The organism is Streptomyces sp. MA5143a (assembly GCF_900290235.1).
GTDB lineage: Bacteria > Actinomycetota > Actinomycetes > Streptomycetales > Streptomycetaceae > Streptomyces.
Window position 1 is genome coordinate 153,137 of record NZ_OLMK01000028.1, and the last position, 20,125, is coordinate 173,261.

Sequence of the window (20,125 nt, forward strand, 5' to 3'; positions counted from 1 at the left end):
ACTCCGGGGGTAGTGGGCGGGCGCCGGGACGCCCGCCCGGACGGCTCAGCTGACCTTGATCCGGTCGTACACCGGCACGCTGAACGGGTTCAGCGACACATTGGAGAGCCGCTCGGAGTAGCCCGCGCTGCCGTTCTGGTACCAGAGCGGAATGGCGGCCATGTTGTCCCGGACGACCTCCTCGGCCTGCTGGAACTTCTCCACCGCCTTCGCCGTGTCCTCCTCGGCGTTGGCCTCGTCGACGCGCTTGTCGAAGTCGGTGTTGGACCACTTGCCGTCGTTGGAGGAGGCGTTGGTGTAGTACAGCGGCTGGAGGAAGTTCTGGATGAGCGGGTAGTCCATCTGCCAGCCGGCGCGGAACGGGCCGCTCATCTTCCGCTGGGTGATCTGGTTGCGGTAGTCGGCGAAGGTGCCGACCGGGTTGCCGACGCACGCCTGGTCGTTGTCGAGGGCGTTGTTGATGGAGTTGCAGACGGCGTCGACCCACTGCTTGTGGGAGCCGGTGTCCGCGTTGTACGTGATCTTGACCTGGCCGCCGGGGAGGCCGCCGCCCTCCTTGATCAGCTGCTTGGCCGCGTCCGCGTCGTACTCGCAGGCGTCACCGCACAGGCCCTTCTTGTAGCCGCCGTCCTCGCCGAGCACGGGTGAGGTCCAGTCGGTGGCGGGGGTGCGGGTCTTCTGGAAGATGGTGTCGGTGATCTGCTCGCGGTCGATCGCGCGGGACAGGCCCTCGCGGACCTTCTCCGAGCCGGGCTTGTTCCATGCCTGGTCGTAGAACGGGAAGGACAGCGTCTGGATGATGCCGGCCGGGGTGTTGATGTACCGGTTGCCGAGGTCGGCCTTGACGTTCTTCAGCTGGGCGGCGGGGACGTCGTCGACGAGGTCGAGGTTGCCGGCCATCAGGTCGGTGTAGGCGGTGTTGTTGTCCGTGTAGACCTTCAGGTCAACGCCGCCGTTCTGGGCCTTGTCCCCGCCGGGGTAGCCGTCCCACTTGCGCACCGACAGTTGGGAGCCCTTGGTGTACGAGTCGACGGCGTACGGGCCGTTGCCGACGGGCTTGCTCAGCCAGGCGTCGTGGTCGGTGAAGAACGACTGGGGCAGCGGGGCGTAGGCGTTGTAGCCGAGGGTGTCGGGGAACGTCGAGAACTTCTGCGTCAGCGCGACGGTGAACGTCCGGTCGTCGACGACCTTCAGGCCCGAGAGGGTGTCGGCGGTCTGCTTGCCACCGTCGTCCGGGTGGGTCTTGTCGTAGCCCTGGATGTACTCGAAGAAGTACGCGTTCTTCTGGTTGTTCTTCAGGCCGGCCCCGTAGTTCCACGCGTCCACGAAGGACTTGGCGGTGACCTTCTCGCCGTTGCTGAAGGTCCAGCCGTCCTTGACGGTGATCGTGAAGTTCTGCGAGTCCGTCGTCTCGATCTTCTCGGCGAGCATGTCCTCGGCCTCGCCGGTCTTCGGGTCGTACTGCTTCAGCCCCCGGAAGATCATCGAGAGGACCTTGCCGCCCTGCACCTCGTTGGTGTTGGCCGGCTCCAGCGGGTTCTGCGGGTCACCCCAGGAGGAGCTGAGCACCGCGCCGCTGTCACCGCCGCCGCTGCTGCTTCCGTCGTCCCCGCCGCCGCAGCCGGTCGCGGTGAGCGCCACCGCGACCGCGCCCGCGGCCCATCGGGCATGCGTGGCTCCGCGCATCGAGTGCCTCCTCCTGAGTGATCCCGTTACCGGCCAATATCGGTGGATGGCGCGCATACCGCACGTCTGCGGGGGCCGTACGAGGGGCACCGGCAGCGTCACCGAGGAAGGGCGCCGCGGAGGGCCGTCGTGACGGCGTGACACATCCGGCGTGGCGCATTCGTCGGAGTGGGTCCGGCTTCGGCCGGTAAGAGCGGGGTTCGCGGCGGTAAGAGCGGAGTTCGGGGTGGCCCTCGGGCTGGTCATGGCGGGGCCAAGGGGCGTCAACCGGTGGGCCAGCCGCTGGTCAAGGGGCAAAAGTCCAGCTCAAAGCCGTGGAAGGCGCATTGACGCGGCGCGGGGGGAGTTGAAGGGTCACGTCAGGGGACGCCCGTCACCCGGGCGCCCCGCACCTCACGCTCGTCCCTGACACCTGCGGGCCGGGAGCGCCATGACCTCGCCGACACCCTCCGCCGCCACACCGTTCGAGGCGGCCCCCGACACCGGCGCCGTACCCGCGGCGTCCACCGCCCCGCCCCGCGGCGGCGGCACCAGCTCGCCCGGCCGGATCGCCTGGCGGCGGTTCCGCCGGGACCGCGCCGGGGTCGTGTCGGCCTCCATCGTGCTGCTGTTCTTCGTCGCCGGCATCGGCGCCCCGCTGATCGCGAAGGTGTACGGCAAGGATCCGTACACGACGTACGGGCAGAACCAGCCGGGCCTGCTCAACCAGTTCGGCTTCCCGATCGCGCCCAACGGCGGGATCAGCGGCGACTTCTGGTTCGGCGTCGAACCGCAGCTCGGCCGGGACGTCCTCACCCTCCTCCTCTACGGCATCCGCAACTCCCTGCTGATCGCCACCGCGACCACCCTCCTGGTCACCGCGCTCGGCATCACGGTGGGCATCACGGCCGGCTACCTCGGCGGCCGGATCGACAACCTGGTCGGCCGGATCGTCGACATCCTGCTGGCGTTCCCCTCCACGTTGTTCTTCATCGCCATGTGGCCGGTGCTGATCTCGATCCTGGTCCGGCCCGACCAGAACACCCCCACCTGGCTGACGGTCGTGAGCCTGATCGCGGTGATGACCGCGTTCGGCTGGGCACCGATCGCCCGGCTGCTGCGCGGCGAGGTGCTCGCCCTGCGCGAGCGGGAGTTCGTGGAGGCGGCCAAGGTCACCGGCGCCTCGGCGGCCCGGATCGTCTTCCGGGAGCTGCTGCCCAACCTGTGGACGCCGATCCTCGTACAGGCGACCCTCGCGCTGCCCATGTACGTCACCACGGAGGCGGCCCTCGCCTTCCTCGGCGTCGGCCTGAGCGACCCCACGCCCGACTGGGGCGTGATGATCCAGCGCGGCGCGCAGGTCTACCAGAACGACATCACCTACATGCTCTTCCCCGGCCTGTCGATGGTGATCTTCGTGATCGCGTTCAACCTGCTCGGCGACTCGGTCCGCGACGCGCTCGACCCGAAGGCCAGACGCTGAGCCCCCTCTCCCCTCCGGGCATCCCCCTCTCCTCACCCCTGAATTCAGGCAGGACACCCATGTCGATCTCCCGCAGAAACTTCGTCATCGCCGGCTCGGTCGCGGCGGCCGGCGGCTCCCTGGTCCTCAGCGCGTGCAGCAGCGGCGGCGGGGGCGGTGGCGCCCAGGGCGGCTCGGCGGCCTCCGCCACGTACTCCAAGGTGACCGTCGGCACGGCGAAGGACTCCACCGGCCCGGCACCGGAGGTCACCGGGGCCCGCAAGGGCGGGACCATCCACGCGCTCGGCCCCGACGACTTCTCCCACCTCGACCCGCAACGCATCTACTTCGCCTGGAACTCCACGGTCGCGAACCTCTACGTCCGCTGCCTCACCGGGTACCGGATCGCCCCGAACGGCTCCATGAAGCTCGTCGGCGACCTCGCCACCGACACCGGCACCATGACGGACGGCGGCCGGACCTGGACGTTCACCCTCAAGGACGGCCTCAAGTGGGAGGACGGCAGCGAACTGACCGTCGAGGACGTACGCCACGGCATCGAGCGCGGCTTCGCGAGCTTCACCACCGAGGGCGCCACCTACGTCCAGACCTGGCTCACCGGCTCCACCGACTTCCGCTCCCTGTACAAGGGCCCGTACGGCGGCAGGCACCTCGACTCGGTCGTCACGGACACCGCGAAGAAGACCATCACCTTCCACCTGAAGACGGCCCGGCCCGACCTCAACTGGGCGCTGGCGATGCACTCCTACGGCGCCGTGCCGGTCGCGCACGACAGCAAGGAGAAGTACGACAAGGACCCGGTCTCCTGCGGCCCGTACCGGATCAAGCAGCACTCCGTCGACAAGTCCATGACCCTGGTGCGCAACACGCACTGGGACCCGGCGACCGACCCGATCCGCACGGCCTACCCGGACTCCGTGGTCTTCGAGTTCGGCCCGGAGGCGCTCCAGGCCACCGACCGGCTGATCGCCGACTCCGGGACCGACCAGTACGCCGTGATGGCCTACAGCGGTGTCCCGGCGGAACGCATCCAGAAGGTCATCGGCACCTCCGACCTCCAGAACCGCACGATCAACGGCCTGCTGACGGGCCTGTACTACTACGCGATCAACTGCCGCCGGATCAAGGACGTCAAGGTGCGCCAGGCCCTCAACCACGCCTGGCCGCTGGAGCAGATCCGCTCCATCTACGGCGGCCCGTCCGCCGGTGACTACGCGACGACCATCCTCAGCCCGGACATCGCGGGCCGGGTGAAGTTCGACGTGTACGGCAAGCTGAAGAACCCGCGGGGCGACACGGCCAAGGCCAAGTCGCTGCTGAAGGCGGCCGGGAAGCTCGGCCAGAAGATCGTCTACACCTATCCGCAGGGCGGCAACGACGCGTACGACAAGACCAAGGTCGTCATCGTCAACGCGCTGAAGGAGGCGGGCTTCGACCCGGTCGTGAAGCCCGTGGAGTCCACCAGCTACTACGACCAGGTCGGGCAGATCGACAACACGTTCGACGTCATGTGGTACGGCTGGTCACCGGACTGGCCCGCCGCGTACACCCTGATCCAGCCCCTCTTCGACGGCGCGACGATCGCCGACAACGCCCCCAACGTCTCCCAGCTGAACGTCGGCTGGGTCAACTCGGCGATCAAGAAGGACGCCACCGTCACGGACACCGTCAAGCAGGAGGCGGCCTGGGCGGCGCTCGACAAGGAGATCATGGCCAAGGAGGCGCCGATCATCCCGGAGACCTACCAGCGGCGCTACTACCTGTACGGGACGAAGGTGGGCGGCGCCCAGTTCGACCCGCTGTTCTCGGCGTTCCTCATCTACAAGCTGTACGCCAAGTCCTGAGCCCGAGGATCCCGGTCGGTCATGCTCCGTTTCGTCGCACGCCGGACGCTGAGCGCGCTGCTGATCCTCCTGGTCATCAGCGCCCTCACGTTCGCCCTCTTCTACGTCGCCCCGCGCGACCCCGCCCGCGCCGCCTGCGGCAAGCTGTGCACCCCGCAGACGCTCGCCCTGGTCCGGCACAACCTCGGGATCGACGATCCGCTGCCGGTGCAGTACTGGCACTGGCTCACGGCCCTGTTCGTCGGCCGCGACTACACCGGGCTCGGCCGGTGCCCCGCGCCCTGCCTCGGCTACTCCTTCACCAACCACGAGCCGGTCCTCGGCCTGATCACCGACCGCTTCCCCACCACGCTCTCGCTCGCGCTCGGCAGCACGGTCGTGTTCGTCGTCTTCGGCGTGGGCACGGGCATGATCGCCGCGGTGGCGCAGGGCCGCGCCCTGGACAAGATCGCGTCCTCGGCGTCCCTGGTGGGCTCCTCGCTCCAGATCTACATCGTCGGGGTGGTGGCGATGTACTACCTCTCCGACCAGTGGGGCCTGCTGCCCCGCCCCTCGGACGCCGACGGCTTCTCGCAGGACCCGCTGAGCTGGTTCAAGGGCCTGCTCCTCCCGTGGCTGGTCCTGGCGATCATCTTCACCGCCAACTACACACGGATGACCCGTTCCCAGCTGGTCGAGACCCTCGCCGAGGACTACGTCCGCACGGCCCGAGCCAAGGGCCTGGGGCGCCGTACCGTCTTCTTCCGCTACGCCTGGCGCGGCGCGATGGGCCCCATCGTCACCATCCTCGGCCTCGACATCGGCTACCTCCTCGGCGGCGCCATCATCACCGAGGAGACCTTCGGCCTCCACGGCATCGGGGCCCTGTCCATCAAGGCGGTCCGCGACAACGACCTCCCCCTGCTCCTCGGAGTGGTCCTGGTCGCCGCGGCCGCGATCGTGGTCGCGAACATCGTGGTGGACGCGGTCTACGCGGTCATCGACCCCCGGGTACGCCTGGCATAGCCCACCGGGCCGCCGCCTGACGCCGCGACGGCGCGTACGGGGACCGCCACCGGAGACGACCCGTGTCGCTCGCACGATCAGCCCCGTGCGGGCGATGCGGGTCACCGGTGGGTGCGCGGGCCGGCGATGACGGCGGCGCCGCGACACGGCGGCAGGAAGGCAAGGCGCCGCGAAGTGGCAGCACGGCGAACGGCAACGGTGCCCGCGGCAACCTGGCGGCGGCGCCCGCAGCAGCCCGACGACTGGGGGCGCGCCAGCCCGGCGGCGATGCCCGCGGTACCCCAGCGGCAATGTGCGCAGCACCCTGCCGCGATGCCCACCCCAGCCCGGCGGCGCCTGCGGCAGCCCAGCGGCAGTGTGCGCGACAACCCGGCGACGACGCCCGCAACAGCCCAACGGCGATAGGCACGGCAGGCCAGCGGCGGTGGGCGCCGCAACCCGACGGCGACGGGCACGGCAGGCCAGCGGCTGTGGGCGCCGCAACCCGACGGCGACGGGCACGGCAGGCCAGCCAGGGGCCCACGGCAGCCCGGTGGCTGTGGGCGCGGTAGCCCGGCGGTACCGGGGCCGACCCGGGTGGCGGGGCTCTCGACGGCCGTCAGCCGGCTCGGCGTCCGTGCTCGTCGGCAGGCGTCCCGCTCCGGTGGCCGCGCCGCGCGGCGTCCGCTCGCGCCGCCCCGGCGCGGCCACTCACACCCCTGACGGGGCCGGTCCCCGGCCCCGCGCGGCCCGCCGGTGCCACCCGTCGCCGTTGCAGTCCCCGCCGCATGCCACAGCCCGGGGGCGGAGTCCTGTGACTCCGCCCCCGGGCTGGTGGGTGACCCAGGTGTCAGTCCTTGGCGGGCTTCGACTCGGTGTCGTCGGCCGCGTCCTTCTCCAACGCCTTCAGCGCCGGGTCCAGGACGACGTCCTCGGCGCGGGCCTCCGTGGTGGGGTCCTCCGGGAAGTGGCAGGCCGTCAGGTGGCCGTCACGGTTGCCGGAGAGCTGCACCAGCGGCGGCTCCTCGCTGGCGCACTTGTCCTGCGCCTTCCAGCAGCGGGTACGGAAGCGGCAGCCGGACGGCGGGGAGATCGGCGAGGGGACGTCGCCGTAGAGGCGGATCCGCTCCCTGTCCCCGGTCTCGTCGTCGACCGCGACCTCGGGGACCGCGGAGAGGAGGGCGTGGGTGTACGGGTGGCGCGGCCGGTTGTAGATGGAGTCACGGTCGCCGACCTCGACCACCTTGCCGAGGTACATGACCGCGACGCGCTGCGAGAAGTGCCGGACGATCGCGAGGTCGTGGGCGATGAACAGGAAGGCGATGCCCAGCTCCTGCTGCACCTTCTGGAGCAGGTTCACCACCTGCGCCTGGATCGACACGTCCAGCGCGGAGACCGGTTCGTCCGCCACGATCAGCTTCGGGTTCAGTGCCAGGGCACGGGCGACGCCGATGCGCTGGCGCTGACCGCCGGAGAACTCGTGCGGGAAGCGGTTGTAGTGCTCCGGGTTGAGGCCGACCAGCTCAAGGAGCTCACGGACCTTCTTCTCCTGGCCGCCCTCGGGCTCGATCCCGTTGACCTCCATCGGCGACTTGATGATGGAGCCGACGGTCTGCCGCGGGTTCAGCGAGGAGTACGGGTCCTGGAAGATCATCTGGATCTCGGACCGCACCGGCGCCAACTGCTTGCGCGAGGCGTGGGTGATGTCCTGACCCATGTAGCTGATCTTGCCGGCGGTCGGCTCCAGCAACCGGGTGATCAGCCGGCCGGTGGTGGACTTCCCGCAGCCGGACTCGCCCACCAGGCCGACGCTCTCGCCGACGCCGACGGTCAGATCGACGCCGTCGACGGCCTGCACGGCGCCGACCTTGCGCTTGATCGGGAAGCCGCCGTAGATGGGGAAGTGCTTGGTGAGCCCCTGCACCTCGAGAAGGGTCTCCGTCGAGGCGTCGGTGGGGCCCTGCTGTGCGGGGAGGGTGAGGTTGTCGCTCATGATCTCGGTTCTCCCTAGCGCAGCCGGGGCTGGATCTTGTCGATGAAGATGGTCTGCTTCTGCTCCGCGGTCAGGTGGCACGCGGCGGCCCGGCCGTCGGCGAGCGGCGGACGGGTGTCGCTGCACAGCGTGCCGGCGACCTCGTCCGTGAACGCGCACCGCGGGTGGAAGCGGCAGCCGGAGGGCGGGGTGAGCAGCGAGGGCGGCGAGCCGGGGATCGGCGTCAGCATCTCGTGGATGTCGCCGTCGAGCCGCGGCATCGAGCTGAGCAGACCCCAGGTGTAGGGGTGCTGCGGGGTGCGCAGCACCTCCTTGACGCTGCCGCGCTCCACGGCCCGGCCCGCGTACATCACCAGCAGGTCGTCCGCCATGTGCGAGATGACGCCGAGGTCGTGGGTGATGAAGATGATCGCGGAGCCGAACTCCTGCTGGAGGTCCTTGAGCAGGTCGAGGATCTGGGCCTGCACGGTCACGTCGAGCGCGGTCGTGGGCTCGTCGGCGATCAGCAGGTCGGGGTCGCACATCAGCGCCATGGCGATCATCGCGCGCTGGCGCATACCGCCGGAGAACTGGTGCGGGTAGTCGTCGAAGCGCACCTTGGGCTGCGGGATGCCGACCTTCTCCAGCATCTGGACGGCCCGGTCCTTGGCCTCCTTCTTGGAGGCGCCGCGGTGCTTCATGAACGGCTCGGAGAGCTGCCGGCCCACCGTGTAGTACGGCGACAGGGCCGTCAGCGGGTCCTGGAAGATCATCGCCATCTTGTTGCCGCGGAGCTGCTCCAGCTCCTTGTCGGTGGCGGTGACGAGTTCCTGCCCGTCGAGCAGGATCTCACCGTCGATGGTGCTGGTCCGCGGGTTGTGCAGGCCCAGGATCGACAGGTTGGTGACGGACTTGCCGGAGCCGGACTCACCCACGATGCCCAGGGTCTTGCCGCGCTCGACGTTGAAGGAGAGCCCGTCGACGGCCTTGACGATGCCGTCCTCGGTGGAGAACTGCACCCGCAGGTCACGGACCGAGAGGAAGCTCTCGGGCCCGGTCGGGGCCGGGGCGTCCTCGGTCTTGGTCAGTGTGGTCACGGTGGTTCGTTCTTCCTAGGAGAGCCGGACGCGCGGGTCGATCCAGGCGTACGCGATGTCGGTGAGGATGTTCACGATCAGGATGAAGAAGGCCCCGAACATCATGACGCCCATCGTCAGGGGGAGGTCCTTGGTCTGGGCGCCGTTCACGGCCAGGCGGCCGATGCCCTGGAGCGAGAAGGTGAGCTCCGTGACCACGGCGCCGCCCAGCATGGAGCTGATGTCGATGCCGAGGACCGTGACGATCGGGATGAGCGAGCCGCGCCAGGCGTAGCGGAAGAAGACGTACTTCTTCGTCATGCCCTTGGCCCGAGCGGTGCGTACGTGCTCCTCGGCGAGCTGCTCGATCATGGAGGCGCGTGCCATACGCGTGTACTGCGCGGTGAAGATCGTGGCCATCACGACGACCGGGATGGACATCCCGACGAACCAGGCGACCGGGTCCTCGCTGATGGGGACGTACTTCGGGTCCTCCATCCAGCCCGTGCTGTAGACGAGGACCGTCAGCGCGATCGGGCCGAGGAAGTAGATCTGGAAGGAGCTGAGCACCATCGACGAGCCCGTGGCGAACTTGTCGAGCGTGGAACCGCGCCGGTAGGCGGAGATCATGCCGGCGCCCACACCGAAGATCAGGAAGCAGATCGTGCCACCGATGGTCAGCGTGAGGGTGGTCGGGAAGCGGTCCATGATCGTGTCCCAGACCATGTCGCCCGAGTAGAACGACTGGCCGAGGCACGGGGCGGCGCAGTGGCCGTCCGGGAAGTCACGGCCCATCACGATGCCGGACATGAACTGCCAGAACTGCGTGGCGACCGGCAGATTGAGGCCGAGCGCCTCGCGGATGTCCGCGATCCTCGTCGGGGAGCAGTCCCTGCCACAGGCCAGAGAGGCGTAGTCGGACGGCCCGGCGATGAAGAGGAAGAACGTGACGGCGCCGATCAGGAACAAGGTGACGACGGCACCGGCCAGGCGCCGGATGATGAACTGAAGCATGGCGGGGAGGCTGCTCTCTGCAGAGAGGGTGGACGGTTTCACGGAACCGCGGGGATGCGCTCCGCCTGGTGCGCACCCCCGCGATCAGCCGTAGGGAGTTACGACTTCAGGAACAGGTTGTTGACGTCGATGTAGCTCGACTCGGTGCTGTAGCGGGCACCGCCGATGTTCGAACCGTAGAGCTGGAACTGCTTGGCGTACCACAGCGGAGCAGCCGGGTTGATCTTCTCCAGGATGTAGTGGTGCGCCTCCTGCCAGGTCTTCTGCGCCGCGGTCGGCTCCTCGGAGAGGGCCTTCTTGATCAGCTCCTGGACCTTCGGGTCGTTCACGTGCGAGTAGTTCGGCGAACCGTCGGCGATCTGGTCACCGTCGTAGATCGGGGTGACGACCGTGCCCGCGGACGGCCAGTCCTGGCCCCAGCCGGTGACGTAGATGTCGTACGGGTTCTTGACCTTGCCGATCTGCTCGTAGAAGCTCGCGGCGTCGATCTCCTTGCCGACGACCTCGATGCCGACCTTGGACAGCGCGTCCTCGAGGGCGACCTTGCGCTTCTGCTCGTTCTCGCTGTTGCGGTAGGCGAAGACCAGCTTCTTCTCGGACGCCGGGACGTCCTTCAGGAGCTCCTTGGCCTTCTTGATGTTGCCGGACGGCGTCTTCAGACGGCCGTACGGGTCATAGTCGGCCTCGTAGCCCGGCAGGGTCGGGGCGAACAGGTTCGGGGCCGGGTCGCCACCGTAGGCGCCACCCTCACCGGCGATCAGCGACTTGGAGTTCACCGCGTAGGTGACGGCGTCGCGGACCTTCTTGTTCTTGACCCGGTCCAGGTTGAAGTTCAGCACCATGACGTAGGGCTGGTAGCCCTTGATGGTGCGCTTGTTGACGGCCGGGTCGCTGATGACGTCCTGGATCTGGGTGGACTCGACGCTGCCGGTGAACTGGATGGCGTTCTTGGAGCCGCCCTGGTCCGCGATCAGACGCTTGGTCTGGGTCGACTCGGTGACACCGAAGTCGAAGTTCCAGCCGTCCACGTACTGGTGGCGCACGGAGTCGGTCTTCGGGTCCCACTGGTCGTTCTTGACCAGCTTGAGGGCCTTGCCGACCTTGTACTCGGAGATCTTGTACGGGCCGAGGGAGACCGGGGCCTTGTCGTACTTCGCCTTCGTGTCGGTCTTCTCCGGGACGATGGAGTAGCCCGACATGGCCAGCATCTGCGGCAGGTCCGGACGCGGCTTGTCGAAGTGGAAGACGACCGTCTTGTCGTCCGGGGTGTCCAGGACCGAGGCCGGCAGGTGCTTCTTGCCGAAGCCGCCGTCCTTCAGCGCCTCGCGGTACTTCGGGCCGCTCAGCCAGGTCTGAAGGTAGTTCGGGCCGTCGAAGATGAACTCGGCGTACATGCGCTCGACGGTGTGGCGGACGTCGGCCGAGGTGATCTCGTTGCCGTTCTGGTCCTTGATGCCGTCCTTGATCGTGTACGTCCAGGTCTTGCCGCCGTCGGACGACTTGCCGGCGTCGGTGGCGATGTCACCGACGACGGACATGTTGCCCTTGCCGTCCTCCTGGAAGTTCGTCAGCCCGCGGAAGATCAGGTTGGCCACCTGGCCACCGTCGGAGACGTAGATCTGGCCCGGGTCCAGGTGCGAGAGGCCCGCCTCCTGGTAGACCTCGATGGTGCCGCCGCTCTTCGCGCCGGCCACCTCCGCGGCAGGACCGGTCGACGCGGCGGCGTCGGCGTAGGTGATCGCCTTCGACTGCTGGGCGGCCTCCTTCTGGTCCTTCTTGGAGTTGGTCCCCGAGGTGTTGCCCTTGTTCTCCGAGCACGCCGTGAGCACGAGGGAGCCGGCCGCGACGGCGACCACTATGGCGCGCGCTCTGCGCGAGGTGAGCGACTTCATGACGGTGTATGCACCTACCTGTCGGTTGTTATCCATGAGTACTGCCTGACGCGGCTGGTAGGCCGACGCGGGGGCGGCAGCCACCCCCCACCAATGGACGATCAGCGCCCGGACTTGGGGTCAAACGCATCCCGTACGGAGTCTCCGAGGAGGTTGAAGCACAGGATGAAGATCACCAGCGCGACGCCGGGGAAGAACATGAACGCCGGGTCCTGCTCGGCGTACTTGGCACCGGCGGCGAACAGCCGTCCCCAGTCCGGGGTGGGCTCGACGAAGCCGACACCCGCGAAGGACAGGAACGCGATGGTGAGGATCGTGCTGGGCAGCTGATACGTGAACTGCACCAGGATCGGCGAGACGACGTTCGGCAGGATCTCCTTGCGGACGATCCGCCACGGCGAGGCGCCGGACACCTTGGCCGCCTCCACGAACTCCCGCTCACGCAGAGAGAGCACGGTGGAGCGGACCAGGCGGGCCATACCCATCCAGCCCAGCAGCCACAGCACGATCAGGATCGCCACCGCCCGGAAGTAAGTGGGGGTTTCTTCCTGCGGGTCGACGAAGAACGCCGTGACCACGGGCATGAAGGCGATGAAGAACAGCTGCTGCGGGAAGGCGAGGAAGAAGTCGGTGACGCGACCGATCCAGTAGTCGGTGCGACCGCCGAAGTAACCGCCGATGAGACCGATGATGACGCCGGTGACCATCAGGAGCACGGTCACGCCCAGCGCCATGTAGAGCGAGGTGCGCATGCCGTACATCAGCATGGCGAACAGGTCACGTCCGTACTGCGGCTCGACACCGAACCAGTGGTCCCCCGAGACACCACCGAAGTAGCCGAGCGGCAGACCGAAGTCGTCCAGGATCGGGTTGGTGTCGACATACGTCGGGTCCTGCCCGTACAGCGTGTACGGGTTGGTCCCGCTGAGGGCCGTCATCAGGGGCGCGCACAGGGCGAGGACGAAGTAGAAAATCACTACCCCGGCGCAGATCATGCCGGTACGGTCACGCCTGAAGCGCTGCCACATGAGCTGGCCGGGGGAACGGCCCTCAAGGGTCTTGGGCTTGTCGACCTCGGAGGTCGCCGCCAGTTCGGGGTCCAAGGCGACCGCGGGCCCGGAGCCCTCGGCCTTGGTTGGACTGGTCATGTGTGTTCTTCCCCCGGGGGGTTGGAGAGTTGAGCGCAGCACAGATCCGGCTACCGGCGGGTTCTGCGTTTTGGGGGAACTTTCGCCAAGTGAGTCAACGCGCGTCAAGGGCGGAAGGCATAGGGATCTCCCTACCGTCCATATTTTGAGCAAAAATTGCAAAGATTGACATCTGGTCGCGCTTGACAGGTGAGACGAGATTCCGACGTATCGGACATTCGGTGAAGGATTTTTGTTTACATGTCCGAAACTTGATCGCCGGAACACCGATATGCGAACAGTGCTTCACAGCACATCGACAGCCCGTGGAGGGGTTCACCCCGGTCCCTTCACACGCTGTCCCCTGTGCGGGCACACCGAGGGCCCGGTCCGCCGCTGGGCGGTGGACCGGGGCCTCGGGGACCGCGGATGACGGTCTGTCAGCCGCGCTTGGCGTCTGTCAGCCGTGCTTGGCGCGGCTGGCGGCGCGGGCGCGCTCGCGGGCGTCCAGGTTGACCTTGCGGATGCGCACGGCCTCCGGGGTCACCTCGACGCACTCGTCGTCCCGGCAGAACTCCAGCGACTGCTCCAGCGAGAGCTTGCGGGGCGGGACGATGGACTCGGCGACGTCAGCGGTCGAGGACCGCATGTTCGTCAGCTTCTTCTCCTTGGTGATGTTGACGTCCATGTCGTCGGCGCGGGAGTTCTCACCGACGATCATGCCCTCGTACACCTCGGTACCGGGCTCCACGAACAGCACGCCGCGCTCCTGGAGGTTCGTCATCGCGAACGCCGTGACGGCGCCGGAGCGGTCGGCGACGAGCGAGCCGTTGTTGCGGGTCTGGAGCGTGCCGAACCAGGGCTCGAAGCCCTCGTGGATGGAGTGCCCGATGCCCGTGCCGCGAGTCTGCGTGAGGAACTCGGTACGGAAGCCGATGAGGCCGCGCGAGGGCACCACGAACTCCATACGGACCCAACCCGAGCCGTGGTTGGACATGTTGTCCATCCGGCCCTTGCGGACACCCATGAGCTGCGTGACGGCGCCCATGTGCTCCTCGGGCACGTCGACCGTCATGCGCTCGACCGGCTCGTACGTCTTGCCGTCGATCTCCTTGGTGACCACCTGCGGCTTGCCGATGGTCAGCTCGAAGCCCTCGCGGCGCATCTGCTCGACCAGGATGGCCAGCGCCAGCTCACCGCGGCCCTGCACCTCCCAGGCGTCGGGGCGCTCGGTGTCCAGCACGCGCAGCGAGACGTTGCCGATCAGCTCGCGGTCGAGGCGGTCCTTGACCTGGCGGGCGGTGACCTTGCGGTCCTTCACGGCCGCCTTGGCGTCCGCGCCCTTGCCGGTGCCGCCGCGGCCGACCAGCGGGGAGGTGTTGGTACCGATGACCATGGAGATCGCGGGCTCGTCGACCGTGATGAGCGGCAGCGCGAGCGGGTTCTCCACGTCGGCGAGGGTCTCGCCGATCATGATGTCGGGGATACCGGCGACGGCACAGATGTCACCGGGGCCCGCCTTCTCGGCCGGCTTGCGGGTGAGCGCCTCGGTCATCATCAGCTCGGAGATGCGCACGCTGCTGACGGAGCCGTCGCGCTTCATCCAGGCGACGGTCTGCCCCTTCTTCAGCTCGCCCTGGTGGACGCGGAGCAGCGCGATACGGCCGAGGAAGTTGTCGGCGTCGAGGTTGGTGACGTGGGCCTGGAGCGGGGCGGCGTCGTCGTACGTCGGCGCGGGGATGTGCTCCAGGATCGTCGAGAAGAACGGCTCCAGGCTGGTGGAGTCGGTCGGGACGGTGCCGTCGGCGGGCTTGGTCAGCGAGGCGACGCCGTCGCGGCCGCAGGCGTAGACAATCGGGAACTCGATCTGGTCCTCGTCGGCGTCCAGGTCCAGGAACAGGTCGTAGGTCTCGTTGACGACCTCGTCGATCCGGGAGTCCGGGCGGTCCGTCTTGTTGATGCACAGGATGATCGGCAGCCGCTGCTGGAGCGCCTTGCGCAGCACGAAGCGGGTCTGCGGCAGCGGGCCCTCGGAGGCGTCGACGAGCAGCACGACACCGTCGACCATCGACAGACCGCGCTCGACCTCGCCGCCGAAGTCGGCGTGGCCGGGGGTGTCGATGATGTTGATCGTGATGGGCTCCCCGCCGTCCTTCGGGTGGTACTTGACCGCCGTGTTCTTGGCGAGGATCGTGATGCCCTTCTCACGCTCCAGGTCGTTCGAGTCCATCATGCGGTCGTCGACGGAGTCGAGCTGGTGCGCGGCGAAGGCACCGGCCTGCTTCAGCATGCCGTCGACGATGGTCGTCTTGCCGTGGTCGACGTGGGCGACGATGGCGACGTTGCGGATGTCGTGACGTGTGGTCACAGCCATGTTGCGGCGTTCTCCCGGAGTGTGAGGACGGCCCTGCTGCGTACGTCTGTGTTACGCGGGCCCTGCCGGGCTGGACACGCCACGGCCTCACCCCATGGTACGGGCCCACGACGGCAGGGGCTCCCCGGGCCGTTCGGCCCCGGCTCCGTCGCAGCTCAGACACCCTTGACGGCGGGAGAACCCGCCGGGCACAGCCTCTCGGCGGCGGTCCGCCCGGCCGCCCCGTCCGGCGGGGTGTCGCAGGGCAGGAAGCCGCCGCCGACCCTCTCCCAGGTATGCACGTGGCCCCGGACGGGGTCGGCGCCACGGCAGCGGTAGGCGAAGTCGGCGTCGACGAAGCCGATCTCACGCCACAGGTAGTACGCGCCCTCCAGGTCGCCCGTGTGCCGGCCGAAGGCCGTCTCCTCGGGGCCCTCGGTCTCGGACGGACCGGCGAGCGGCTCCTCGGCCTTCAGTTGTGCGCCCAGCGCCCTGATCACGCCGGCCTCGGTGGTCCCCTGCGGGGTCCCGGTGACCGTGACCCGGTGGACGGTGCGGTCCAGCGGCTTCAAGCGGGTCTCATAGGAGTCCGTGCCCGCGGGGAAGGTGACCGGCTCGCCGAGCGCCGTGAGACGGGTCAGGTGCCGGACACCGGACCAGGTGTAGGTGCCGTCGGTGCAGACGGAGGCCCGTACGTCCGGGCCCGCGGCATCGTCGGAGCCGCCGGTGCAGGCCGACGCGCCCGCCGTCAGGAGCAGCGCGGCCAGGCCCGCCGCCCCCAACCGATGTGCCGGACCCCGCATCGTCCCCCCTGTGCCGACCACCGCCCCCGGTCGTGCGGGAGCGGTGGCCGGAGCGTACGCCAGGGGGATCACTCACTTACGGGTGGGGCTCTCCGATGCCGTCGCGTCCTTCTTCAGGAAGCCCATGTCCTCGTAGACGGGGGTCTGGAAGCCGAAGGCGCCGGCGTTCGCCAGGTTGGGGCGGGCGGCGTAGAGCTGGGGGCGCTGGTAGAGGGGGATCGAGCCGGCCGCGGCCCAGATGCGGGCGTCGGCCTTGCGGATCAGGGAGCGGGTCTCGGACTCGTCGAGGGTGGAGATCGCCTGGTCGAAGAGCTGGTCGACCTGGTTGGTGCCGACCCGGGTGTAGTTCTGCTCCACGCTCAGGGAACCGTCGGCCGCGGGGACCGGCTTGGCGTAGATCGGGCGGGCGTCGGTGGCGGGGAACGCGGAGGTGGGCCACGAGTACAGGGCGAGGTCGTACTGCCCGTTGGCGATGTGGTCCTTGAAGTAGCTGTCGTCGGCGACCTTGGAGATCTGCGTGCGGATGCCGACCTGCTTCAGCATCACCGCGATCCGCTCGCCGACGGTCCGCAGGGACTCGGTGCCCGGGCCCGACGGCAGGACGAAGCGGAGGCTGAGCGGCTTGCCGTTCTTGGCGAGCGGGGCCCGCGCGGCGTCGCCGGGCGCCCGCGTGCCGCGCGGGGCGTAGGCGCCGGGGGCGTTCTCCTTGCCGTCCCGGGCGAGGGGGCTGTCGTCGTCGGTCTCGTACGGCTTGTTGTCGTCGCCGACGACGTAGGTGTCCTCGTCGCCGGTCTTCTTCTCCGCCTTCTTGTCCGCCGCGTCGTCCGACTCCTTCTCGGACTTCTTCTCCGACTTCTTCCCGGGCTTCTCCTCCTTCGACCCGGCCTCGGCCCCGGCGGCCTTCTCGGGCTCCCGGAGCGGGCCGCCCTCCTCCCAGCCGGCGTCGGCGAGGAGGGAGCGGGCCTCGTCGGTGTCCTGGCCGCCGAGGGCACCGCTGCTGTCGGCGTAGGCGGACTGGCCGGAGAGGGCGAGGTGGCTGCCGACCGGGACGGCGGGCAGGCCCAGCGGCTTCAGGACGAGGGCGGCGAGTTCCTCACGGTCGAGGGCGCGGGCCACCGCACGGCGGACGCGCTCGTCGGCGAGGGGGCCGTCGGCGCCGTTGAGAGCGAGCTGGGTGAAGGCCGGTTCGAGGGAGCGGCGCACCTCGAAACCGCTCAGGGCGGACTGCTGCGCGGTGTAGGCGGCGAGCGCCGCCCGCCGCTTCTTCCGGGCTCTGGTCTCCTTGTCGGCGGCCTTCTCGTCGGAGCCGTGCGCGATCGCCCAGGACCGCAGCGACCGCGCGGGCGTCAGTGCGGCGCCGGGCCCCTGGAGGAGGGTGCCGCCGACCCCGGCGAGGGGACCGCCGAGGCCCCGCGCCGCCCCCCGGACGTCCGGAGAGCCCTTCGGGGCGGCGGAGCCGCGGGGGCCCGCGGAGCCCTCGGGGCCCTGGGCCTCCTTGCCGGCCAGCATGACCCGCTGCGCCTGGGACGAGTCGATCTCGGCGATGTCCACCTCGCCCTTGGCGAGCGCCTCGGCCCGCTTGTCGCGGGGGACGGCGCGCAGCACCAGTTCCGACAGCTTGGCCCGGCGACCCCACCAGCGGGGGTTGCGGGTGAGGGTGACCTTGTCGCCCTTGCGGTCGATGTCCTTGACGGCGAAGGGGCCGGCGGTGACGTTGAGCTTCTTTCGGGCGCCGTCGTTGAAGGCGTCGGGGGTGCCCGTCACCTGCTTGGGGTAGAGCGGGGAGAACAGCGACTTCCAGTCGGCGTAGGGGCGGGCGAAGGTGACGCGGACCTCCAGGTCGTCGCCGCCGCGCTCGACCTTTGCGATGCGCTCGTAGCCGGCGTTCCTGGCGGTCCAGTACGCGGAGTCCTTGCCGGACAGGGCCCGCCACTGGGCGACGAAGTCGGCGGCGCCGATCTCCCGGCCGTCGCTCCACACCGCCTGCTGGTTGAGCTTGTAGAGCACGACCTGCCGGGGTTCGCGTTCGACGATCTTCGCGGACTCCAGGTAGTCGGTGTCGACCTGGGGGCGTCCCCCGGCGTCGAGGCGGTACATCGACGGCAGGACGGCGTCGGCGACGCGCGCGCTGGTGGGGTCGGCGTCCGCCTGGAACGTGTTGAACGTCTCCGGTACGGCGTCCACGGCCCAGCGCAGGGTGCCGCCGTCGGCGATCCGGTCACGGGCGGCCGGCGCGATGTCGGGGCCGGCCGCCGGCCTGCCCGCGGGGTCCTCCTCGCCGCAGGCCGTGAGCAGGGGCGCCGCGAGCACACCCGCGGTCAGGAAGGCGACCGAGCGCATCACCGCACGTGGTCCGACGCCGTGGTGGGACATCACTGCTACCTCCGGAGGACCGCACCCTCCACCAGGAGGGCGTTATGATCACTTTTGGGTGCATATGGAGCTGATCACATCTACGGCCACACACTGAAGAGGAAGGGGTTCACCGACCGAGGGAGACACGGCGACGGGGAGCGAAAAGCCACTCGTGCGGCGCAATGCGCCGAAGGTGATCCCCGGCGCACACCGAGCGCGCATGGGCGTGCGGAGGAGGCCCGCAATCCGCCAATCGATGCACATCCCTTCCCAGCGCAACGTGTGACGCGCAACACTCGCAGGCGCATGAACGTTGCCGCCTCGGTCCTCGACGATCCGCGGAAGTGAGGGCAAGTCATGTCCGTGCAAGATGAACTGACATCGGTCCAGCGCTGCCTCGACGACCTCTACCGGTCGGTGGGACGCCTGGAACAACAGATCGGCAGCGGTGGGCTCGACATGCGCCGTGTCCGCGCCGACGCCGATCACCTGCGCGAGAGTGTCGCGCTGCTGCGCGAGGGGGCCGTCGCCCGCTCGTCGACCAAGCACCCCGAACTCGTCCCCATCCCCGACACCCCGTACGACGACTCGCTGTGGACGGACTCGGACGACGAGGGACTCGGCGCCCGCGACCGCCGCGCCCCCTGACCCCGAGCACCCGGCACGCCGAGCGCCCGACAACCGAGAAGAACCGACCGGGAGTCCCCGTTGGCCACTGGTACGGAACCGCCAGGCACAGAACCCCATCCCCAGCGCGGCGGCGTGCACAGCGGTACACGCGCCGCGATCACCGCACCGCACTTACGGACCGACCGCTGGTGGCTGGCCCCGGCCGGCACCGCGGCCGGTCTGCTCGCCTTCATCGTGTACTCGACATGGCGGGCCTTCTCTGACGCGCACTACTACGCGGCCCCCTATGTCTCGCCGTTCTACTCCCCGTGTCTGGCGGAGCGCTGCGAGCCGATGCACGCGGGCCCCAACTGGGAGATCTTCGGCACCTGGTGGGGCGTCTCACCGGCGATCATCATCCTGATCTTCCCGCTGGGCTTCCGCCTGACCTGCTACTACTACCGCAAGGCCTACTACCGCGGCTTCTGGGCGTCCCCGCCCGCCTGCGCGGTGGCCGAGCCGCACAAGAAGTACACCGGTGAGACCCGCTTCCCGCTGATCCTGCAGAACATCCACCGCTACTTCTTCTACGCCGCGATCGTCGTCGCCGGGATCCTGACGTACGACACCGTCCTCGCGTTCCGCGACGAGAACTACGAGTGGGGCCACATGGGCCTCGGCACGCTCGTCTTCCTGATCAACATCGTGCTGATCTGGGCCTACACGATCTCCTGCCACTCGTGCCGGCACATCGTCGGCGGCAAGCTCAAGCACTTCTCCAAGCATCCCGTGCGGTACCGGATGTGGCAGTGGGTCGGCAGGCTCAACGCACGCCACATGCAACTGGCCTGGGCGTCCTTGGTGAGCGTGGCGCTCGCCGACTTCTACGTGTACCTGCTCGCGTCCGGCGCGTTCGACGACCCGACCCTCTTCTGACGACAAAAGGTG

At 68.9% G+C, this 20,125-nt stretch carries 14 protein-coding genes; 5 read left to right on the top strand and 9 right to left on the bottom strand.

What is annotated here, in order from left to right:
- Positions 1 to 45: 45 nt before the first annotated feature.
- Positions 46 to 1,686, bottom strand: coding sequence for a peptide ABC transporter substrate-binding protein (locus SMA5143A_RS14320; protein WP_107463290.1), 1,641 nt, complete (start codon positions 1,684 to 1,686; stop codon positions 46 to 48).
- A 430-nt stretch (positions 1,687 to 2,116) separates the two neighbouring features.
- Between SMA5143A_RS14320 and SMA5143A_RS14325 the strand changes: the two genes are divergently transcribed.
- The 3 genes from SMA5143A_RS14325 to SMA5143A_RS14335 are packed head-to-tail and all read left to right on the top strand — an operon-like array spanning position 2,117 to position 5,997.
- A complete protein-coding gene (locus tag SMA5143A_RS14325) occupies positions 2,117 to 3,148 on the top strand; it encodes an ABC transporter permease (protein ID WP_107463291.1) in 1,032 nt (343 codons plus the stop codon).
- A 59-nt stretch (positions 3,149 to 3,207) separates the two neighbouring features.
- Positions 3,208 to 4,992 carry an ABC transporter substrate-binding protein gene (locus SMA5143A_RS14330; protein WP_107463292.1) on the top strand — a complete coding sequence of 595 codons (1,785 nt, stop codon included), beginning with the start codon at positions 3,208 to 3,210 and terminating at the stop codon, positions 4,990 to 4,992.
- Between the two features lie 21 nt (positions 4,993 to 5,013).
- A complete protein-coding gene (locus SMA5143A_RS14335) occupies positions 5,014 to 5,997 on the top strand; it encodes an ABC transporter permease (RefSeq protein ID WP_107463293.1) in 984 nt (327 codons plus the stop codon).
- 829 nt (positions 5,998 to 6,826) lie between these two features.
- Here the strand turns inward: SMA5143A_RS14335 and SMA5143A_RS14340 are convergent.
- From SMA5143A_RS14340 to SMA5143A_RS14375, 8 genes are all read right to left on the bottom strand, one after another.
- On the bottom strand, positions 6,827 to 7,969 hold the full coding sequence (locus SMA5143A_RS14340) for an ABC transporter ATP-binding protein (RefSeq protein WP_107463294.1): 1,143 nt from the start codon (positions 7,967 to 7,969) through the stop codon (positions 6,827 to 6,829).
- A gap of 14 nt (positions 7,970 to 7,983) precedes the next feature.
- Positions 7,984 to 9,045 (bottom strand): ABC transporter ATP-binding protein, encoded by a 1,062-nt coding sequence (locus tag SMA5143A_RS14345; protein ID WP_107463295.1) that lies wholly within the window; start codon positions 9,043 to 9,045, stop codon positions 7,984 to 7,986.
- A gap of 15 nt (positions 9,046 to 9,060) precedes the next feature.
- Positions 9,061 to 10,038: an ABC transporter permease gene (locus SMA5143A_RS14350; RefSeq protein WP_107463296.1), complete on the bottom strand. Its 978-nt coding sequence runs from the start codon at positions 10,036 to 10,038 to the stop codon at positions 9,061 to 9,063.
- A gap of 98 nt (positions 10,039 to 10,136) precedes the next feature.
- Positions 10,137 to 11,930, bottom strand: coding sequence for an ABC transporter substrate-binding protein (locus SMA5143A_RS14355; protein ID WP_181361848.1), 1,794 nt, complete (start codon positions 11,928 to 11,930; stop codon positions 10,137 to 10,139).
- Positions 11,931 to 12,031: 101 nt separating this feature from the next.
- Positions 12,032 to 13,078 carry an ABC transporter permease gene (locus SMA5143A_RS14360; protein ID WP_107463298.1) on the bottom strand — a complete coding sequence of 349 codons (1,047 nt, stop codon included), beginning with the start codon at positions 13,076 to 13,078 and terminating at the stop codon, positions 12,032 to 12,034.
- 439 nt (positions 13,079 to 13,517) lie between these two features.
- Positions 13,518 to 15,425, bottom strand: a complete 1,908-nt coding sequence (typA, locus tag SMA5143A_RS14365; RefSeq protein ID WP_107463369.1) for a translational GTPase TypA — start codon at positions 15,423 to 15,425, stop codon at positions 13,518 to 13,520.
- 161 nt (positions 15,426 to 15,586) lie between these two features.
- Positions 15,587 to 16,213 (bottom strand): hypothetical protein, encoded by a 627-nt coding sequence (locus SMA5143A_RS14370; RefSeq protein ID WP_258193522.1) that lies wholly within the window; start codon positions 16,211 to 16,213, stop codon positions 15,587 to 15,589.
- Positions 16,214 to 16,285: 72 nt separating this feature from the next.
- Positions 16,286 to 18,586, bottom strand: coding sequence for an ABC transporter family substrate-binding protein (locus SMA5143A_RS14375; protein WP_107463300.1), 2,301 nt, complete (start codon positions 18,584 to 18,586; stop codon positions 16,286 to 16,288).
- Between the two features lie 339 nt (positions 18,587 to 18,925).
- Between SMA5143A_RS14375 and SMA5143A_RS14380 the strand changes: the two genes are divergently transcribed.
- The gene (locus tag SMA5143A_RS14380) at positions 18,926 to 19,216 is read left to right on the top strand and encodes a hypothetical protein (protein WP_055540190.1); all 291 of its coding nucleotides are present in this window, start codon (positions 18,926 to 18,928) and stop codon (positions 19,214 to 19,216) included.
- Positions 19,217 to 19,276: 60 nt separating this feature from the next.
- Positions 19,277 to 20,113, top strand: a complete 837-nt coding sequence (locus SMA5143A_RS14385) for a hypothetical protein (protein WP_107463301.1) — start codon at positions 19,277 to 19,279, stop codon at positions 20,111 to 20,113.
- Positions 20,114 to 20,125 lie beyond the last annotated feature (12 nt).